Raw genomic sequence first — 18,789 nt, forward strand, 5'->3', positions numbered from 1 at the left:
AACTTCCACTGATTGAAGTTTTACTTTATACTATTCCATTATACTAACTTTTCAGTACAGGTATTGTAAAATTTATATGAACATTTCGATCCAGGGCTTTTTCCAGATGTTTTTTCTGTTTTTCCGCTTGGTATTGTTCTGGCATAAAATCCTGATTGCAATATACATCGAGGTAAATGTCCCGCTTGGTTATTTTTAAATCAAAATCGGTGACGACTTGTCGTTTCGTCGCGTCCAGGCAGTACATAAATTTTAGCAGTGCTCCAAGTGTGTATAGTTTTTCCTGTTCTTTATCTGACAACCAATCGGTAAAAGACTGCATATATTGCTGGAAAGCAGTTTTATTTTTAAAAGATGCAAGCAAGGCTAATTTTAGACGTTCGATATGCAAAAGACCATCAATCGTTCGGTTGGCAAGAAGATAAAAGCTATGCTGCGAACTGGATTCCGAATCGATATAATTGCCAAGATTATAGACATAGCATCCGAGTTGTAAATATTTCCAATCGGAAGAAGTGAGTTCACCAACCTGCAGCTCCGCCAATCCTTCAAGAAGCTTCTTCGATAACATTGCAATATGCTGGATTTGCTCCCGGTTAAGATTATATTCATAAACAAGTTCAAGAATACTGTCCTTGAGCACATCCGGATATAAATTTTCATCTGCATTCGCAGCTAAATGCTCATAAAAGACCCCATCCCGGAGTCCTTTTCTACTTAAAATAAACCCTTTCGCTTTCATAAATTGATAAATGGTTAAAAACACGAAAGAAGCAGGGACAATCGTATCAGCCCGTTCCTTTGAAAGCCCTTCTATTTTTTCCAGGCCACTTTCATTGAAATTAGCTAAATACCGGCAGACTTTCTCAATTGCTTTATCTGTCATCAAATATTGGTGTAAGCCTGCGAGCGGATATTTAACGAGTTGCTGATGAACTTGAACAAGGTTTCTCGCGCTTCCTCCAATTGCAATCAATGGTACAGCTTTCCCTTTTATCCAGTTCAACGTTTTTAATTGGCTCCTTAAAAATTCCTGAAGTTCGTGGATTTCTTTACGGGTAGGCTTCGCACTGTTGAAAAATTGCTTCAACGTCAATGCACCGAAAGGGAAACTGTGAGCATGTACGATACGTCTGTCTTTAAAATAAGTAATTTCGGTACTGCCACCACCAATATCAATCGTTATTCCTTCATTAATTGTTGTGGAATTGACCACTGATAGGTAGCCGTAGTATGCCTCCTCTTTTTCTGAAAGGATGCGAAGTTTCCAGCCGGTTGCTTCATAGACCTGTTCACAGATTTCTGCTTGATTCTTGGCTTGCCTTACCGCGGCCGTTGCGACACAAATAAATTCCGTAAGCTCATAGTTATGAACTACTTCTCGAAAACTCGTTAAGGTACGAATAAGTTTTTCAATTCCTTTGTTGTTCATCACATTATCTTCTGTTAGATAATTTCTTAGTCTTGCCATCGCTTTTACATTCTCCACTTCATGAAGACGAAGGGAGTGATCTTGCGCGTAAATCACAAGGCGAATGGAGTTGGAGCCGATATCAATGATAGAATAATAGCTTTTTTTCACTGTCATCTAAACACCTTCTTTGTTAAAAATGTAAAACGTATATCCTACTTGGATAGGAATTTCTAAGATTGAACAAGAGCTGCTGATGCTTCATAAAGCTTCCGGAACCTCATCGGCTGTTGTTTCTTAATATACCCATAATTTTAGGCGATTCATACCTTTTTCGGCAAAACTATTGATTGACTTCCGGTTCCTTAAATTCCGGGGTAATGTTAACCCCCTGTCCGGCATAGGATATATAAATCGCTGCTATCATGGAGGGAGTAACTATGGAAATTCTAAATAAAGTTCGAGCGTACCGCGAAGAAGAAAGCCGTTTACGATGGGAAGGAACATTTGCTGAGTATCTTGAGATTGTCAAAGAAAGACCACATGTCGCTCAATCTGCTCACTCCCGTATATATAATATGATTAAAGATGAAGGATTCACCGAAGAAAATGGCAGGAAAACCTATCAATTTTTCGGGGATGATATATTCGGATTGGAAGAAGCGATTGAGCGGCTTGTCGAGGAGTATTTTCACCCGGCAGCCAAGCGTTTAGATGTAAGGAAACGAATTTTATTATTAATGGGACCGGTAAGTGGCGGAAAGTCGACGATTGTGACACTGTTGAAGCGTGGTTTGGAAGAATATACCCGAACAGATGCAGGTGCCGTTTATGCAATCAAAGGATGTCCTATGCATGAAGATCCGCTCCATTTAATTCCACCGCACTTGCGTAAAGAATTTCAAGAGGAATATGGTATTCGGATTGAGGGTAGTTTATCTCCATTAAATACGATGCGTCTTGAAAAAGAGTATGGTGGACGAATTGAGGATGTACGGGTGGAACGAATCTTTTTCTCAGAGGATAAGCGGACTGGAATTGGTACATTCAGTCCATCCGATCCGAAATCCCAAGATATTGCTGATTTAACAGGAAGTATTGATTTTTCTACTATTGCTGAGTATGGTTCAGAATCTGATCCGCGGGCATATCGTTTTGATGGTGAATTGAATAAGGCAAACCGTGGAATGATGGAGTTTCAGGAGATTTTGAAATCCGATGAGAAGTTCTTATGGCACTTATTATCGTTAACGCAGGAAGGGAATTTTAAGGCGGGAAGATTCGCCTTAATCTCGGCGGATGAAATGATCATAGCCCATTCGAATGAGACGGAATATCGCTCCTTTATTGCCAATAAAAAGAACGAAGCGCTTCATTCGAGAATTATTGTGATGCCCATTCCATATAATCTCCGGGTGAGTGAAGAAGAGAAGATTTATGAAAAAATGATCATGGAAAGTGATATAGCAGATGTTCATATCGCTCCGCATGCCTTAAGGGTTGCAGCAATTTTCTCTATATTGACTCGCTTGAAGGATTCAAAAAAGCAGGGAATCGACCTCGTGAAGAAAATGCGTCTTTATGATGGAGAAAATGTTGAAGGATTTAATCGAGTCGATATTGAAGAGCTCGGGCGTGAGCATCAAGATGAAGGTATGTCAGGAATTGACCCACGTTATGTGATTAATAGAATTTCTTCTGCTATCATCCGTAAAGAAGTTCCGTCCATTAATGCATTAGATGTACTGCGTTCTTTAAAAGATGGGCTTGATCAACATCCGGCGATATCAAGAGAAGACGCGGAGAAATATATGAATTATATTGCTGTTGCCCGCAAGGAATACGATGAGATTGCCAAAAATGAAGTTCAAAAAGCATTTGTCTATTCCTATGAGGAATCGGCAAAGTCTTTACTTGATAACTATCTCGATAATGTCGAGGCCTATTGTAACAAGAATAAGCTGCGTGATCCATTAACTGGGGAAGAGATGAATCCAGATGAAAAACTCATGCGCTCAATTGAGGAGCAAATTGGAATTTCCGAAAACGCGAAAAAAGCCTTCCGGGAAGAAATATTAATTCGTTTATCTGCTTATGCAAGGAAAGGAAAACGGTTTGATTATAATTCCCATGAACGGCTCCGAGAAGCAATTCAAAAGAAATTATTCGCCGATTTAAAAGACGTCGTAAAAATTACGACTACCTCCCAGACACCGGATGAGAATCAGCTGAAAAAAGTAAACGAGGTCATCGCCCGCTTAATTGATGAATACGGCTATAACTCTACCTCTGCCAACGAACTGCTTCGTTACGTTGGAAGCTTACTAAACCGTTAAGATTACACTTTCATTCAGCGTAAGTGTTTTGCACGTTCATTTAGTTCGGAGCATTAATCGTCGTCCAGTTGCCCCGTGGACGGATGCGCATCCTTAGGCACTGCTAGAGCTCCTCGGGCTCGCGCCCTGCGGGGTCTCCAGGCTCGTGCTTTTCCTGCAGGAGTCACCGTCCACCGGGCAACTGAACTGGGAGAGATGATTATTTTAAATATAAATTATTCCGCCACGATAAGGATTATACTTTTCCGGTACATTAAACAGTGATTCCAATATGGCATTTCCTCGTAGCAGTCCAGACACCTCGAGACTCCTGCGGGAGGATAGGCTTGCCTGCGAGGAGGCTCACCAGCCGCTCAGCAGGTGCGAGAGGTGTCTGGACTGCGGACCTTCAGAAGTGACTTTTGGACACTTACGTTGAATGAAAACAATAGTTATTAGATTGGAAAGTTGGGTTATGAGGGAAACGAATGATCCTGAAGATGAATAGGATATAACAAGCAGTCTGCATTGCGAATGGAATATGAAGGAGGAGAAGGATGGGAGCAAAGCCAAACAAGCAGCAATTTATCGTTTCCAAGGAAAATTGGTCTCTCCATCGTAAAGGCAATCAGGATCAGCAACGCCATTTAGATAAGGTCCGAGAAGCGATCAAAAATAATCTCCCTGATTTAATAAGTCAGGAGAACATTATTCTTTCCGATGGCAAAAATGTCGTGAAAATTCCAATCCGTTCCCTTGATGAATATAAAATCCGTTATAACCATGATAAAACAAAACATGTCGGTCAAGGGGATGGCGACAGTCAAGTCGGTGATGTAATTGCCCGCTCAGGAAATGAAGAAGGAAAAGGCAGTGGAGAGAAGCCGGGAGACCAGCCAGGAGAGGATTTTTATGAAATGGAAGTATCTCTCGCTGATATTGAAGCTGCATTATTAAAAGAGCTGGAACTGCCGAATTTAGCGGAAAAAGAAACCGGGGAAATGGTGACGGAGAACATTGAATTTAATGATATCCGTAAGAAAGGTCTTATGGGGAATATCGATAAGAAACGGACAATTTTATCTGCCCTGAAACGGAACGCGACAGAAGGTGAGGCAAGCATCACACCGATTCATCCCGATGACTTACGTTTTAAAACATGGAATGAAGAAGTGAAGCATGAATCAAAGGCAGTAGTCCTTGCGATGATGGATACGAGTGCATCTATGGGAACATTTGAAAAGTATATGGCACGCAGTTTCTTTTTCTGGATGAATCGCTTTTTAATAAAAAAATATCAGACAGTCGAATTTGAATTCATTGCTCATCATACGATGGCAAAGGTTGTTTCAAAGGATGAATTTTTCTCGAAGGGTGAGAGTGGGGGAACGATTTGTTCTTCCGCCTATATGAAAGCACTGGAGCTGATTGAGGAAAAATATCCACCGTCCCGCTATAATATTTATCCGATTCACTTTTCCGACGGGGAGAATATCACCTCAGATAATGTGAAATGCTTAAAATTGGTTGATGAGTTGCTTGATGTATCTCAAATGTTCGGATACGGGGAGGTAAATAGTTATAACCGTTATTCGACATTGATGAACACGTATCAGACGATCAAGCATCCGAACTTTCGCTATTACCAGCTCAGGGAGAAACAAGATGTGTATCCTGCACTAAAAAGCTTTTTCTCACGGATGGAAACGAGGGAGGGATCCCGTTGATAGAGAATAAGGAATTAGAGTATGCAATAAGTGAGATTACAGAAGTTGCAGAAGGCTTTGGTCTCGATTTTTACCCGATGCGCTATGAAGTTTGTCCGGCAGATATAATTTATACCTTTGGCGCTTACGGAATGCCTACTCGTTTCAATCACTGGAGCTTTGGTAAACAGTTTCATAAAATGAAGCTTCAATATGATCTTGGTTTAAGTAAAATTTATGAACTCGTCATTAATTCTGACCCTTGTTACGCTTTTTTACTTGATACGAACTCACTTGTGCAAAATAAAATGATTATTGCCCATGTACTCGCCCACTGTGACTTTTTTAAAAACAATGTCAGGTTCTCAAATACGCGCCGGGATATGGTGGAAAGTATGACGACGACGGCAGAGCGAATCGCAGCGTACGAGATGCGGTACGGGAAAAAAGAGGTTGAGGATTTTCTCGACCGGGTACTCGCCATCCAAGAGCATATCGATCCGTCCCTCATGCGTGGTGAACAGGATTACGAAGAGAAAGAAACAAAGCTAGAGCAAAAATCTACGCCCTATGATGATTTATGGGGTCTTGATGAAGTAGAAAAAGAAAAGCCTGTCGTCCGAAGAGAACGGAAGAAATTCCCGCCGAAACCTGAAAAAGATTTACTTTATTTTATCGAACAACATAGCCGGGAACTCGAGGAGTGGCAACGCGATATTTTAACAATGCTCCGGGATGAGATGCTTTATTTCTGGCCGCAGCTTGAAACGAAAATTATGAATGAAGGCTGGGCATCATACTGGCATCAGCGTATCATGCGTGAACTCGATTTAACGAGTGCCGAGACGATTGAATATGCTTCATTAAATGCTGGAGTCTTACAGCCATCCCGCACCTCGATTAATCCGTATTATTTAGGAATCAAGATGTTTGAGGAGATTGAGGAAAGATATAACGATCCGACAGAAAAGATGCTTGCCCGTGGCGTGAAACCAGGAAGCGGACGAGAAAAAATGTTTGAAGTTCGGGAAATCGAGTCAGACATTTCGTTTATCCGGAATTATTTAACGAAAGAAATGGTGGAGCGCGAAGATATGTATTTGTTTGAGAAAAAGGGAAGGGATTACCGGGTATCTACAAAGGAATACGAACAAGTCCGAGATCAGCTCGTTTCCATGCGCGTGAATGGTGGGTTCCCATATCTTACTGTCGTGGACGGTGACTATAACAGAAATGGAGAACTTTATCTCATGCATCATTATGAAGAAACAGAGCTTGACTTGCCATATCTTGAACATGTGCTGCCATATGTTTATGAACTCTGGGGCAGACCGGTCCATCTTGAGACGATTGTAGAAGACCGCGATATTCGATTCAGCTGCTATGGAGAAGAAGTTAAAAAGAAATTTTTATAAATTGTTCCTATTAGTCAAGCTGGATTGCAACCCAGTCTATTTCCGGCTTTGACTGTTCTGCTTTTGTGGTATAATAATCCCCAATAATTAAGTAGGGGGAGAAAGCGATGGAAGTTCAAGATATATTTAGTAATTTGCCTACATTGGAATCAGGGCGGCTTCGGTTAAGAAGAGTAAAACCAAACAGACTTGCAAGCGATGTACAGGTTACAATATGAAGGAACCCTACACAAGGCGCGGGTAATCAAGAGGAAGAATCAAGATATAAAAATGTATGCCATCATTCGTTAGCTATTAAGTAACGATAGCATAAGGCTGGGACGTCCTAATCTTTGAAACATACGTCCCAGCCATATTATAATTTCTTAATGTACCAAGCATTACAAGCGTTATGCTCGGATCCGGAAAGCGGTTTTTCAAGCTTGATAAATCCGAACTTTTCATATAGCCGATTGGCAGCGGTAAGGGATTCGAATGTCTCCAAATAGCACTGGGAATAATGTTTGCCAGCAAATTCCAGTGCTGTTTGTATCAGCTTTTTGGCAATACCTTGGCCCTTGGTAGCTGGAGCAAGGTAGAGTTTTTGCAGCTCTCCTATACCGGCATGATTGCCAAAGGGGCCAATGCCAACACCGCCAACCGCTTCATCGTTTTCATCTGCAGCAACCCAATAGTTTGCAGCCGATTCTGCTTGATAAAATTGATAAAGCTCACCAAGATAGGGATCAAAATAAGCAGTCCCGGAAATATTTAACTTTTCAAACTCAAGTGATTGTTTAATGATTGCTTCGATTTTTTTATTGTCCTTTTCCTGGATAGTACGAATCCGCATCATTTAACTCCTTTGCTTTTTTTCTTTAAAGAAATCATACAAGGAGCCAAGTGTTTTCGCGTCTAGTTCGATATCATTTTCATAGGCGTATTTTACAGCATAGCCTAGCGCTAACGTCATCCCGCCTGCGATGCTTCCGCCAGCGACAGAGCCGGCACCTGGTATGAATTTAACAACTTGCCGGAATAACGTTTTCCCGATATTCCCAGTTATCGTCGCTAAGATTAACTCCTTCGCTTTTGCTTTTGATAAAGGTTTTTCATAAAGGATAGCAAGTCTTACCATCAGTCCAACCTGGATACCGGTTAAAGGTACAAAGTCAGAGCCGGGAATCGGTGCTGCTCCGACAGCTGTAGCAGATCCGGACGCTGTAAGGATCCATTTATTTGCTGTTGAAGATTTTTCTTTGATCAGCCGTGCAAATTGGACTTCTTTATGCTTTTTTTGCAGGATATCCAGAATTTCATTACGCAATTTATCGATATTCTCTCCGGTCCTTGAGGATATAGGCACCACCTTGGACCGTGAGCTCGTATGTTTTTTAATATACCGGATGAGTCCAGGGATATCGTCTGCTGCATCAATTTTATTCAGAACGAACAGAATATCCTTATTCGCTTTTCGAATCGTTTCAAAGGAACGTAATTCACCTTCTGATAAAACGGTTCCTGCTGCGTTTAAGAAAAAGAGTACGACATCCGCTTCTTTATAAAATTTCAATGTTTCTTCCGAATGCTTTGCTTCAATATCATCTAAACCAGGGGTGTCGACAAAGATGATTTTATCGCGGTATACATAACGGTCGATATTGGTTGTTTCTCCTGGTTTTGCTCCGACTTCAGCAACTTCATCACCTATCAGCTGATTAATGGTTGATGACTTTCCGGTGTTGACGTCGCCGATCATCGCAAATAAAATTTCTTTTTCAAGTTCTGCATTGACCTTTTCTGTTTCCTCTTCAAAAGCTTGATTAAAATCTTTTTCATTATATTGCTCCAAGCGAATCACACTCCTTTTTCTTATTTTAGCAAATTATTTATATTTAAGATAGAAATCATCGATCCTTGTCGAATCTTTGTGCTCGGTTTAAACTTGAATTACTATTAATGAAGGGAGAGATTAAAGTTGTATGTTATCGATACCCATTGTGATGCTTTATTAAAATTACAGATGGCAAAAAGACGTGTGGAATATGATGCGCCACTCCATTTTCGTAAATCAGCTGAATTGGGGACGAATTTGGAACGTTTAAAAACAGGCGGAGTCCGAGTGCAATTTTTCGCTATATTTATTCATCCTAGTATTCCGACGGATGAACAATGGCAACATGCTCTGGAACAAGTCGATCTTTTTCATTCGGAAATTATCGGAAAAAATCCGGAGATGAAACATATTAAGAGTTTTACCGAAATAAATCATTTAAAACAAGGAGAAATCGGTGCCGTTCTCACGCTCGAGGGTGCCGAGTGTATCGGGAATGATCTAATGAAACTTAAAACACTTTACCGACTTGGAGTATTATCAGTCGGATTGACATGGAATGATGCAAATCTTTGTGCTGATGGGGCAGGGGAAGTGCGCGGTGCTGGGCTGACAGCTTTCGGGAAAGAAGTTGTCGCGCTTAATAATGAAAACCGAATACTTACGGATGTTTCCCATTTATCTGATGCTGCTTTCTGGGATGTGCTTGAACATGCTCATTACCCGTTTGCCAGCCATTCCAATGCAAGGGCAATTTGCAACAACCAACGTAACCTTCCAGATGATGCAATACAAGCATTGATTGGAAAAGGCGGATTTATCCATACGGTTTTCAATCCGCCATTTATTCGGGAAAATAGTACAAAAGCAACCATTTCCGATTTTATTAAACATATTGATCATCTATGTGCTCTGGGTGCGGAAAAACATATTGGCTTCGGTTCAGATTTTGATGGAATAAGCACTTTTATCGACAATCTATCCCATGCTGGCGAATACCAAAACTTAATAAATGGACTCCTTAAATTCTACTCGGAGGAAACCGTAAAAGGATTTGCTTATAACAACTTCATGAATCAAATTAAAAAAATAGAAGCCGAGGGGTAATCCCCAGTGCTTCTATAGTTTTTGACCGTAATATTTATCAATTGAAAAGCCGCGACCGAGAATTTCAGAAGCGTTCAGAAAGATAACGAATGCATTTGGGGTTTCTTTTTGCAGGATTTTCTTTAATTCGACAGCTTCATGTTGTTCCGTTACACATAACAACATCGTTTTATCCTGATTCGAATAACCACCGACCGTACGGACTTTCGTTAATCCCCGGTCAATTTCCTCTTTAATGATCCGCTGAATTTTCTCTTCTTCCTCACTAATAATAAGAATGAGTTTCGTCGCAGAAGTCCGGAGCTGAACAAAGTCGATAGCCTTACTCGATATGAAAATGGTCATTAAGGCGAATAATGTCAGTTCTAAACTGAAAACGAATATGGAAGTGATAACAACAAATCCATCGACAAGCAGCTGGGCATAGCCGCTTGAAAGATTCGTGAACCGTTTCATAATTTGCGCTAAAGCAGCGGTTCCGCCAGTAGAACCATTCCCTTTATACACAATGCCAAGTCCGGCACCGAGAAGGATCCCGCCGTAAACTGCACCGAGTAATGGGTTCGTAATTGTGAGCGTAATATCCTGAGTTAAATAGATGATAAAAGGAACCCAAAATGTCCCAGCCAACGTTTTTAATCCAAAGTCACTTCCCATCGTAAGCCAGCCAATTAGGAAAATCGGAATGTTTATTGCGATTTGCGTAAAGGCAGGGCTAAGCTCATACATTTCAAAGAGCAAGGTAGCTACCCCAGAAATTCCACCTGCAGCAAGCTTTGCAGGAAGTAAAAACATATTGTAGGTTACTCCGACAATTGTTGCACCAAGAATAATATAGAAATACTGAATAAGTTGATTTTGATTTTGCATCAAAGTGTTTCCTTTCTAATTATAATGACCGTTTCTACTTTATCATTCGTAGAGCAAAGCGTAAATAGTCAGAGGAGAGAAATAAAAAAATCTCCAGCATAAAGGCTGGAGATGAATGATTATTTATTGATTTACTTTTGCTTTTTCTGTTACAGGTACATTCCAGTTGAATGGGTCATCAAGTTTTCCGTATTGGATTCCGGTTATCGTATCATAAATTTTCTTAGAGATTTCACCGGTTTCGCCATCGTTGATACGATATTCTTTACCATTCCAGCTAAGCATGCCGATTGGTGAAATAACTGCTGCTGTCCCGGAGCCGAAAGCTTCTTCCAGCGTACCGTCCGCGTGAGCATCAGCAAGCTCCTGCATACTCACTCTGCGTTCAGATACCGGAATGTTCCAATGTTTCAGCAATTGAATAACAGAGTCACGAGTCACCCCTGGTAAAATACTGCCATTTAATGCAGGCGTAATTACTTCTCCATTGATTTTAAAGAATACGTTCATACTGCCGACTTCTTCAATATATTTTCTTTCGACCCCATCAAGCCAAAGTACTTGAGAATAGCCATCCTTCGCTACGTCTTCCTGGCCTTTTAGCCCTGCTGCGTAGTTTCCGCCTGTCTTCGCCTCACCTGTTCCACCTTTTACAGCACGGACAAATTTGCTTTCAACTGCGATTTTTACAGGATTGATACCTTCTTTGTAATAGGAACCTACTGGTGAAAGAATGATGATGAATTTATAATTTCGAGATGGTGCGACACCTAGAAACGGTTCCGTTGCAATGATAAACGGACGAATATAGAGGGAAGTACCATCTGCATCCGGCACCCAATCCTTATCGATTTCAACTAGTTTTATTAATGCTTTCAAGACAAACTCTTCGTCAATTTCTGGAATAACAAGTCGTTCATTGGATTTATTCATACGTTCAAAGTTTTTACTTGGACGGAATAGTTGAACCTCATCCGATTCCGTGCGAAATGCTTTTAATCCTTCAAAAACCGATTGGCCGTAATGGAATACCATGGCGGAAGGGTCAACCGTAAGCGGCTGATATGGTAGAATTTTAGCATTATGCCACCCGAGCTCATCGGAATAATCCATTACAAACATATGATCCGTAAAAGCCCTGCCAAATTCTAATTGATCAGTCATAGGTTTTTCCTTAGGTGCGGTGTTCTTCTCGACTTGTATTGACTGTACTTCCATATCTCTATCTCCTTATTCAACAAAGTTTCCCTTAATGATAAGCGATTTTTCAGATTTTAGCAAGAGAATTTTTTGACTCTTTATTTTTTTGAGTCATCGGCGGATCTCAAGGATATTTTGTATCCTTTTGTTGGGGGTGATTGTTTTATGACAGTATCAGTATGTGCCAGCCCAACTGAATAAAGTTCCGTTTTATGCTAAAGTAAGGTTACCCAACTAGCGTACCCTAAAAAGCTAATCACTCTCATTCAGCGTAAGTATCCGAAACTGAAACTCTCTTTTGGAGGTCCGCAGTCCAGACACCTCTCGCACCTGCTGAGTGGCCGGCAAGCCTCCTCGCGCTATCGCGCTGCGGGGTCTCGCCAGGCCTATCCTCCCGCAGGAGTCTCGAGGTGTCTGGACTGCTTAGTGGAAAGGTCAAATTTTGAACGCTATTTGATATTCCTGGAATATAACCTGTATTGAGACGGATTAACTTCTATTTATCATAACAATCTTACCAGTTTAGTTGCCCGGTGGACGGTGACTCCTGCGGGAACAGCACGAGCCTGGAGACCCCTTAGTGCTCAGCCCGAGGAGCTCCGGCAGTGCCCAAGGATGCGCATCCGTCCACCGGGCAACTGAACGGCGATTAGAACTCCAGTCTAGAGAATGAGTAAATCACTCACGCTGAATGAAAGCGATTGGGAATTTTTAGGTGTGAAAGTTGGGTAAGGTTAGTTTACTTGAGTTGAAGGGAGAACGAATGGTGATTAAGACGATTGTATTTGATTTGGATGATACGTTGCTCTGGGATGAAAAAAGTGTGCAAGATGCGTTTGCAGCTACGTGTAAAGTAGCACAGGAAAAGTACGATTTAGATCCAGTAGAACTGGAGAAATGTGTGCGGGCAAATGCAAGAGAAATTTATGCATCGTATCCTACATATGAATTTACACAGATGATTGGCATTAATCCGTTTGAAGGATTATGGGGCGAGTTCCCGGATGAAGGCGGCATGTTCCCGGAACTACGTAAAATTGTTCCGGAATATCGGAAAGAAGCGTGGACAAGAGGTCTCAAAGATCTTGGTATTGATGATGTAGTATTTGGTGCCGAGCTCGGCGAAACGTTCCCGAAAGCAAGGAAAACAACGGCGAAGCTTTATGACGATACATTACAATTACTCGAGTGCCTGCAAGGGAAATATGAACTTGTTTTATTAACGAACGGTTCACCTGCCTTGCAGAATATCAAGCTTGATTTAACACCTGAGCTTGTACCGTATTTCGAACAAATTATTATTTCCGGTGCTTTTGGCAAAGGAAAGCCGGATGTAGCGATTTTTGAACATGTATTGGAACTTATCGAAAAAGATAAACAGGAAGTCATCATGGTTGGAGATAATTTGAACACAGATATACTTGGAGCAGTACAAACGGGAATCACTTCCGTCTGGATCAACCGTAAAGATGCTAAACCTGAGAAAGTCAAACCTCACTATGAAATCAACGAACTTATGGACCTTTTACCGCTGCTGGAGAAGATAAATAATTAAGTATTGCCCCTTTGGTTGTCCGATCCAAAGGGGTTTTTTAGGAAAATAATATTTTAAAGTATTTTCTGCGTTGACCGCTTAGTTAAACACCATACCACCATCCGTGAGAATATTTTGACCAGTAATATAATCAGAATCTGAAGAAGCGAGGAAAGAAACAAGGTTTGCTACATCTTCTGGAGTTTGAGAACGGCCAAGTGCAATTCCTTCCGTGAATTTCGCAAATGCTTCTCCCTTCTTCGTCCCCATATGTTCCATCATCTTTTCATCCAGCCGTTCCCACATACCCGTTCCTACGATACCAGGATAATAGGAGTTGACCGTAATTTTATGGGGGGCTAATTCTTTCGCTGTTTCCTCTAGTACAGATTCATTCACATCACTTAATACGACACGAAAACCATCACTTGCTAAACGTGATGCTAATTCTTTTCCAATTCCTTGTGCCGCTCCTGTGATTACTACTGCTTTTTTTTCACTCATATTCTGTTCCTTCTTGGTATTCGAATAATTATTTCCTGATTACGATTGGAATTCATTATGATTATATTCTTTGTAGTAATTCGGATAATATGTATTTGCAAACGTTATGTTATGACACATTCATCCGTAACCAAAAAATATTTATTAATTTGTCGAAAATGTTAATTTACCCGGTTTTTTGAGCCTATTTTATAGCGAAAAACAAATTAATACATTGAACTATTTGAAAATTAATCTTATAATGATTCGAAAATGAAAGGTGGAGAAGGTATGTCAAAGGATCTAAGAATTAAGAGTCAGGCATTTGATGGGAAAATGCGTTCACCGAACCGGGCGATGCTTCGGGCGGTAGGTCTTACCGATGAAGACTTTAAAAAACCGATGGTCGGTGTTGCAGATACAGAAAGTGATGTCACACCATGTAACGTACATCTCGGAGCATTAGCTAAAGAAGCAAGAGAGGGTGTACGTGAGGCAGGAGCAGTTCCGTTCTTGTTCCATACGATTACTGTTTCTGACGGAATTTCGATGGGTACACAAGGCATGCGCTACTCGCTTCCGAGCCGGGAGATTATCGCTGACTCGATTGAAACAGTTGTCGGAGCGGAAAATATGGACGGACTTGTCGCGTTTGGAGGATGTGATAAGAACATTCCGGGCTGTATGATCGCAATAGCTAACGCGGAAATTCCATCTGTCTTCGTTTACGGAGGAACAATTGCACCGGGTAATCTGAACGGAAAAGATATCGACCTCGTATCTGTCTTCGAAGGTGTCGGGAAAAATAATAAAGGGGACATCAGTGACGAAGAGCTAAAACAAATCGAATGTGCTGCTTGTCCAGGTGCTGGGTCTTGTGGTGGAATGTACACTGCAAACACGATGGCATCAGCGGTTGAAGCGTTAGGTATGAGTTTACCAGGAAGCTCTTCCCACCCTGCAGTATCGAAAGAGAAGGGCGTTGACTCGAAGGAAGCAGGCCGTGCTGTATATAATCTGATTGAGAAACGGATTTTCCCGAAAGATATTATGACGAAAGAAGCATTTGAAAATGCTATTACCCTAGTTATGGCACTTGGTGGCTCAACGAACGCAATTCTACACTTACTTGCGATCGCTCATGCAATTGAAGTCGACCTTACGATTGATGACTTCGCACGTATCCAGAAAAAAGTCCCTCATATTGCCGACTTGAAGCCGAGCGGAAGATTCGTTTTCCAAGACTTATACAACGTTGGCGGGGTTCAGGCAGTCATGAAGATGCTACTGGAAAACGGCTACCTACATGGAGATTGCTTAACTGTAACTGGAAAAACATTAGCAGAAAACTTGAAAGATGTTCCGGATTTGACAGAAGGACAAGAGGTAATTACGCCGCTTGACAATCCGAAACGTAAAGATGGACCACTGGTCGTTCTGAAAGGAAATCTATCACCAGAAGGTTCGGTTGCGAAACTGTCGGGAGTTAAAGTAAAACAACATACTGGTCCAGCACGTGTCTTTAACACCGAGGAAGAAGCGACACAAGCTGTGATAGAAGATAGAATCAATGAAGGCGACGTGTTAATTATCCGTTATGTCGGACCAAAAGGCGGACCAGGAATGCCGGAGATGCTATCCCTTTCTAGTATTCTAGTAGGGAAAGGCCTTGGTGAAAAAGTTGCCCTCTTAACAGATGGGCGCTTCTCTGGTGGAACCCACGGGCTTGTAATTGGTCACATTGCACCAGAAGCACAAGTCGGAGGGCCGATTGCGCTAGTTGAAGAAGGCGATTCCGTCACGATCGATACAGTGAACATGGAGCTGACTTTTGAAGTGAGCGAAGAAGAACTTGAGACCCGTCGCAGCAAGTGGGTTGCACCACCACTTTACAAAAAAGGTGCCTTAGGGAAATACGCACATAATGTTACAAGCGCCTCAAAAGGTGCAGTCACTGATTACTTAAATAGATAACCAACCTGAAAATGATCCGGTAATCCCCGGGTCATTTTTTTCGTGTTGCGGGACTAGGGTCAGAGCACTTGTCCCACTTGGGACAGTTGCTCTGACCCTAGTCCCGCTAAAAATAAAATTTATCAGAAAAAAATTAAATATTTTTTTAAAATGCAAAAGTTGATTGAATCAATAATGTAAGCGCAATCAATTTATTTGATTTATCTAAAGTGTCGAATAACTTTGCGAAAAGCGGTTGACCTTTTCTAAAAACCATTGTATGATAAACGGCAACATCACAAAGCACAACTGCTTCAGGAACGAAGCCAAATAAAAGTGATCTTAATTGTGCACGATGAAATGATAATCTAATACGAATAAAAATCGATGACGAGAATAAAAGAACATGGTCCTGGTACTCACAGAGATCTGGGGTTGCTGGAAGCCCAGAAGTACCAATTGTTCCGACATCATCTCCGAGTGCCCAGCTGAACGATCTTGATTTAAAGATCCATTAAGCTGTGCCAGGTGCAACCTATTGCACCTGTTATCCAATCAAGCTGATTCAGCTTGATGAGACAGTATCCGTAAGGGTGCTGTGAATATGGGTGGTACCGTGAAGAGTAGACGCTTTTCTCCCCAATATACATGCAGGTAGGCGTGTTGTGGGGCGAATAGCGTCTTTTTTGATACTAAAATAACTAATTCTTTAAAAAATGAGGGAGGTATACGAATGGCGGTTGAAGCAAGGCAGAAGACGGAAGCAGGGAAGGGGTTCGTAACGGGGGCTGATTTACTTATTGAAGCCCTAGTGGAAGCGAAGGTTGAAAAAGTTTTTGGGTATCCAGGCGGTGCCGTATTACCGATTTATGATGCAATGTTCCGTCACGAATTTCCCTTTGAACACATACTCTGCCGCCATGAACAAGGATCCATCCACGCAGCAGAAGGGTATGCAAGAGTTACCGGGAAGCCAGGGGTAGTTATTGCAACATCAGGACCGGGAGCAACTAACCTGATTACTGGAATAACTGATGCAATGATGGATTCCTTACCGCTTGTTATCATTACCGGGCAAGTCGGACAGGGAGTAATTGGAACGGATGCTTTCCAAGAAGCGGATGTATTAGGTCTTACAACTCCAATTACGAAATATAATTATCAGGTTCAGGATGCAAAAGAATTATCGAGAGTTGTTAATGAGGCCTTCTATATTGCAACAACGGGACGCCCAGGACCGGTACTTATCGATATTCCGAAAAACATATCAGCGGAACTGACTGTCCAAAGCGAGAGCAACACGATTGAATTACCGGGCTACCAGCCGAATGTTAAACCGAATGCGTTACAACTGCAAAAGTTAGCTAACCTGTTGGAACAAGCAGAACGACCAGTTCTCTTGGCAGGAGCAGGCGTATTACTTTCTGACGGGACAAAATATTTAAGAGAATTTGTCGAAAGATACGAAATTCCAGTTGTAAATACATTACTTGGTCTTGGCAATTTCCCTGGAACGCATGAGCTATTCCTCGGCATGGGTGGCATGCATGGCACATACACTGCAAACATGGCGATTTATGAGGCGGACGTTCTTATCAATATCGGAGCGAGGTTCGATGACCGCTTAACCGGAAAAGTCGCAAACTTCGCACCAGGAGCAAAAGTTGCACATATCGACATTGACCCAGCGGAAATTGGGAAAATCATCCGCACGGACGTACCGATTGTAGCTGACGCGAAAACAGCCTTACAAGCATTGCTCGCTATGGATATTAAAAAACCCGAAACAACAGAATGGATAGCAAAGCAAAAGGAAAACAAAGAGAACTATCCATATTGGTATAAGCGAAATGAGGAGAAAGTTTCTCCACAATGGCTGATTGAACAAATCTGCGAGAAATCGAAAGGGGAAGCAATTGTCGCAACGGATGTTGGACAGCACCAAATGTGGGCGGCGCAATTTTACGCTTTCAACAAGCCGCATAACTGGCTTACATCCGGTGGATTAGGGACGATGGGCTTCGGTTTACCAGCAGCAATCGGTGCACAATTCGGCAGACCAGATGATTTAGTTATTGCGATTGTCGGGGATGGTGGTGTCCAGATGACGATTCAGGAACTAGCAGTAATCCATGAACATAGTTTACCCGTTAAAGTATTTATCGTTAATAACGAGGCACTTGGAATGGTAAGACAATGGCAGGAAAAGTTCCATGGCGAACGTTACTCGAGCTCATTATTAACCAAAAATCCAGACTTTTTGAAAATAGCGGAAGGTTACGGTATCCGTAGCATGCTAGTTGAAAAAGAAAAAGATGTTCCAGGCGTATTGGAAGATGTCTTCGCTTATGACGGTCCGGTAGTTGTTGATTTCCGGATTGATTGGAAAGAAAAAGTATTTCCGATGGTCGCACCTGGAAAAGGGAATAACGAAATGGTGGGGGTGAAGCCGTGAAACGGATTATAAGCTGTACCGTGCAAAATCGCGGTGGTGTTTTAAACAGAATTACCGGAATGTTTTCAAAGCGACATTTTAATATCGAGAGCATTACCGTTGGCGAATCAGAAGCAGAAGGGATTGCAAAAATGACATTCGTCGTTAATGTGGAAGATGAGCATAAGCTTGAACAGCTGACCAAACAGCTCCACAAACAAATCGATGTTATTAAAGTATCCGATATAACAGAGAAATCGGTTGTCGCCCGCGAACTAGCTCTAATTAAAGTAACAGCGAATAGCCAAATCCGAGCTGAGATCCAGGGACTGATTGACCCATTCCGTGGGGTGGTTGTTGATATCAGTAAAGACACGATGACCGTTCAAGTCACTGGAAAGACAGATAAGATTGACGCGTTTATCACGCTATTAAAACCATTTGGTATTAAAGAGATTGCTAGAACAGGAGTAACAGCATTACTAAGAGGCCAACAAACGAAGAGCTATGTGGCTGAAGTAAGCTCACTTACAATATAAAAAAATAAA

At 41.7% G+C, this 18,789-nt stretch carries 14 protein-coding genes; 8 read left to right on the top strand and 6 right to left on the bottom strand.

Features of this window, described 5'->3' with window-relative positions; genetic code table 11:
- Positions 1–43: 43 nt before the first annotated feature.
- Entirely contained in the window at positions 44–1,588 is a 1,545-nt protein-coding gene (ppx, locus tag LZD48_RS14905) for an exopolyphosphatase (RefSeq protein ID WP_235763521.1), read from the bottom strand.
- A 263-nt stretch (positions 1,589–1,851) separates the two neighbouring features.
- Between ppx and LZD48_RS14910 the strand changes: the two genes are divergently transcribed.
- From LZD48_RS14910 to LZD48_RS14920, 3 genes are all read left to right on the top strand, one after another.
- Positions 1,852–3,747 (top strand): PrkA family serine protein kinase, encoded by a 1,896-nt coding sequence (locus LZD48_RS14910; RefSeq protein ID WP_235763522.1) that lies wholly within the window; start codon positions 1,852–1,854, stop codon positions 3,745–3,747.
- Positions 3,748–4,283: 536 nt separating this feature from the next.
- On the top strand, positions 4,284–5,453 hold the full coding sequence (gene yhbH / locus LZD48_RS14915) for a sporulation protein YhbH (protein WP_235763523.1): 1,170 nt from the start codon (positions 4,284–4,286) through the stop codon (positions 5,451–5,453).
- The gene (locus LZD48_RS14920) at positions 5,450–6,847 is read left to right on the top strand and encodes a SpoVR family protein (protein ID WP_255771087.1); all 1,398 of its coding nucleotides are present in this window, start codon (positions 5,450–5,452) and stop codon (positions 6,845–6,847) included. The genes yhbH and LZD48_RS14920 overlap by 4 nt, the downstream gene beginning before the upstream one ends.
- A 355-nt stretch (positions 6,848–7,202) precedes the next feature.
- Here the strand turns inward: LZD48_RS14920 and LZD48_RS14925 are convergent, their stop codons facing one another.
- Together LZD48_RS14925 and LZD48_RS14930 are read right to left on the bottom strand one after the other, a co-directional pair.
- On the bottom strand, positions 7,203–7,679 hold the full coding sequence (locus LZD48_RS14925; protein WP_235763524.1) for a GNAT family N-acetyltransferase: 477 nt from the start codon (positions 7,677–7,679) through the stop codon (positions 7,203–7,205).
- 3 nt (positions 7,680–7,682) lie between these two features.
- Positions 7,683–8,678, bottom strand: a complete 996-nt coding sequence (locus LZD48_RS14930) for a YcjF family protein (protein ID WP_235763525.1) — start codon at positions 8,676–8,678, stop codon at positions 7,683–7,685.
- A gap of 126 nt (positions 8,679–8,804) precedes the next feature.
- Between LZD48_RS14930 and LZD48_RS14935 the strand changes: the two genes are divergently transcribed.
- A complete protein-coding gene (locus tag LZD48_RS14935) occupies positions 8,805–9,767 on the top strand; it encodes a dipeptidase (RefSeq protein ID WP_235763526.1) in 963 nt (320 codons plus the stop codon).
- A 12-nt stretch (positions 9,768–9,779) separates the two neighbouring features.
- Here the strand turns inward: LZD48_RS14935 and LZD48_RS14940 are convergent, their stop codons facing one another.
- On the bottom strand, positions 9,780–10,637 hold the full coding sequence (locus tag LZD48_RS14940) for a YitT family protein (protein WP_235763527.1): 858 nt from the start codon (positions 10,635–10,637) through the stop codon (positions 9,780–9,782).
- 123 nt (positions 10,638–10,760) lie between these two features.
- Positions 10,761–11,855 (bottom strand): branched-chain amino acid aminotransferase, encoded by a 1,095-nt coding sequence (locus tag LZD48_RS14945; protein ID WP_235763528.1) that lies wholly within the window; start codon positions 11,853–11,855, stop codon positions 10,761–10,763.
- Between the two features lie 748 nt (positions 11,856–12,603).
- Here LZD48_RS14945 and LZD48_RS14950 point away from each other — a divergent pair.
- Positions 12,604–13,392, top strand: coding sequence for an HAD family hydrolase (locus tag LZD48_RS14950; RefSeq protein WP_235763558.1), 789 nt, complete (start codon positions 12,604–12,606; stop codon positions 13,390–13,392).
- Positions 13,393–13,470: 78 nt separating this feature from the next.
- Here the strand turns inward: LZD48_RS14950 and LZD48_RS14955 are convergent, their stop codons facing one another.
- A complete protein-coding gene (locus tag LZD48_RS14955) occupies positions 13,471–13,875 on the bottom strand; it encodes an SDR family oxidoreductase (RefSeq protein ID WP_235763529.1) in 405 nt (134 codons plus the stop codon).
- Between the two features lie 270 nt (positions 13,876–14,145).
- On the opposite strand from LZD48_RS14955, the gene ilvD reads away from it, so the two are divergent.
- From ilvD to ilvN, 3 genes are all read left to right on the top strand, one after another.
- The gene (gene ilvD / locus LZD48_RS14960; protein WP_235763530.1) at positions 14,146–15,828 is read left to right on the top strand and encodes a dihydroxy-acid dehydratase; all 1,683 of its coding nucleotides are present in this window, start codon (positions 14,146–14,148) and stop codon (positions 15,826–15,828) included.
- A gap of 712 nt (positions 15,829–16,540) precedes the next feature.
- A complete protein-coding gene (ilvB, locus tag LZD48_RS14965; protein WP_235763531.1) occupies positions 16,541–18,262 on the top strand; it encodes a biosynthetic-type acetolactate synthase large subunit in 1,722 nt (573 codons plus the stop codon).
- The gene (ilvN, locus tag LZD48_RS14970) at positions 18,259–18,780 is read left to right on the top strand and encodes an acetolactate synthase small subunit (RefSeq protein WP_235763532.1); all 522 of its coding nucleotides are present in this window, start codon (positions 18,259–18,261) and stop codon (positions 18,778–18,780) included. Before ilvB ends, ilvN begins: the two co-directional genes overlap by 4 nt.
- Positions 18,781–18,789 lie beyond the last annotated feature (9 nt).

This window comes from Oceanobacillus alkalisoli (genome assembly GCF_021556485.1).
Taxonomy (GTDB): Bacteria; Bacillota; Bacilli; order Bacillales; family Amphibacillaceae; genus Oceanobacillus; species Oceanobacillus alkalisoli.

Coding starts and splice junctions, on each gene's coding strand:
- ilvB (WP_235763531.1), top strand. CDS start 16,541: ATGGCGGTTGAAGCAAGGCAGAAGACGGAAGCAGGGAAGGGGTTCGTA.
- LZD48_RS14955 (WP_235763529.1), bottom strand. CDS start 13,875: ATGAGTGAAAAAAAAGCAGTAGTAATCACAGGAGCGGCACAAGGAATT.
- ppx (WP_235763521.1), bottom strand. CDS start 1,588: ATGACAGTGAAAAAAAGCTATTATTCTATCATTGATATCGGCTCCAAC.
- LZD48_RS14940 (WP_235763527.1), bottom strand. CDS start 10,637: ATGCAAAATCAAAATCAACTTATTCAGTATTTCTATATTATTCTTGGT.
- LZD48_RS14910 (WP_235763522.1), top strand. CDS start 1,852: ATGGAAATTCTAAATAAAGTTCGAGCGTACCGCGAAGAAGAAAGCCGT.
- ilvD (WP_235763530.1), top strand. CDS start 14,146: ATGTCAAAGGATCTAAGAATTAAGAGTCAGGCATTTGATGGGAAAATG.
- yhbH (WP_235763523.1), top strand. CDS start 4,284: ATGGGAGCAAAGCCAAACAAGCAGCAATTTATCGTTTCCAAGGAAAAT.
- LZD48_RS14945 (WP_235763528.1), bottom strand. CDS start 11,855: ATGGAAGTACAGTCAATACAAGTCGAGAAGAACACCGCACCTAAGGAA.
- LZD48_RS14925 (WP_235763524.1), bottom strand. CDS start 7,679: ATGCGGATTCGTACTATCCAGGAAAAGGACAATAAAAAAATCGAAGCA.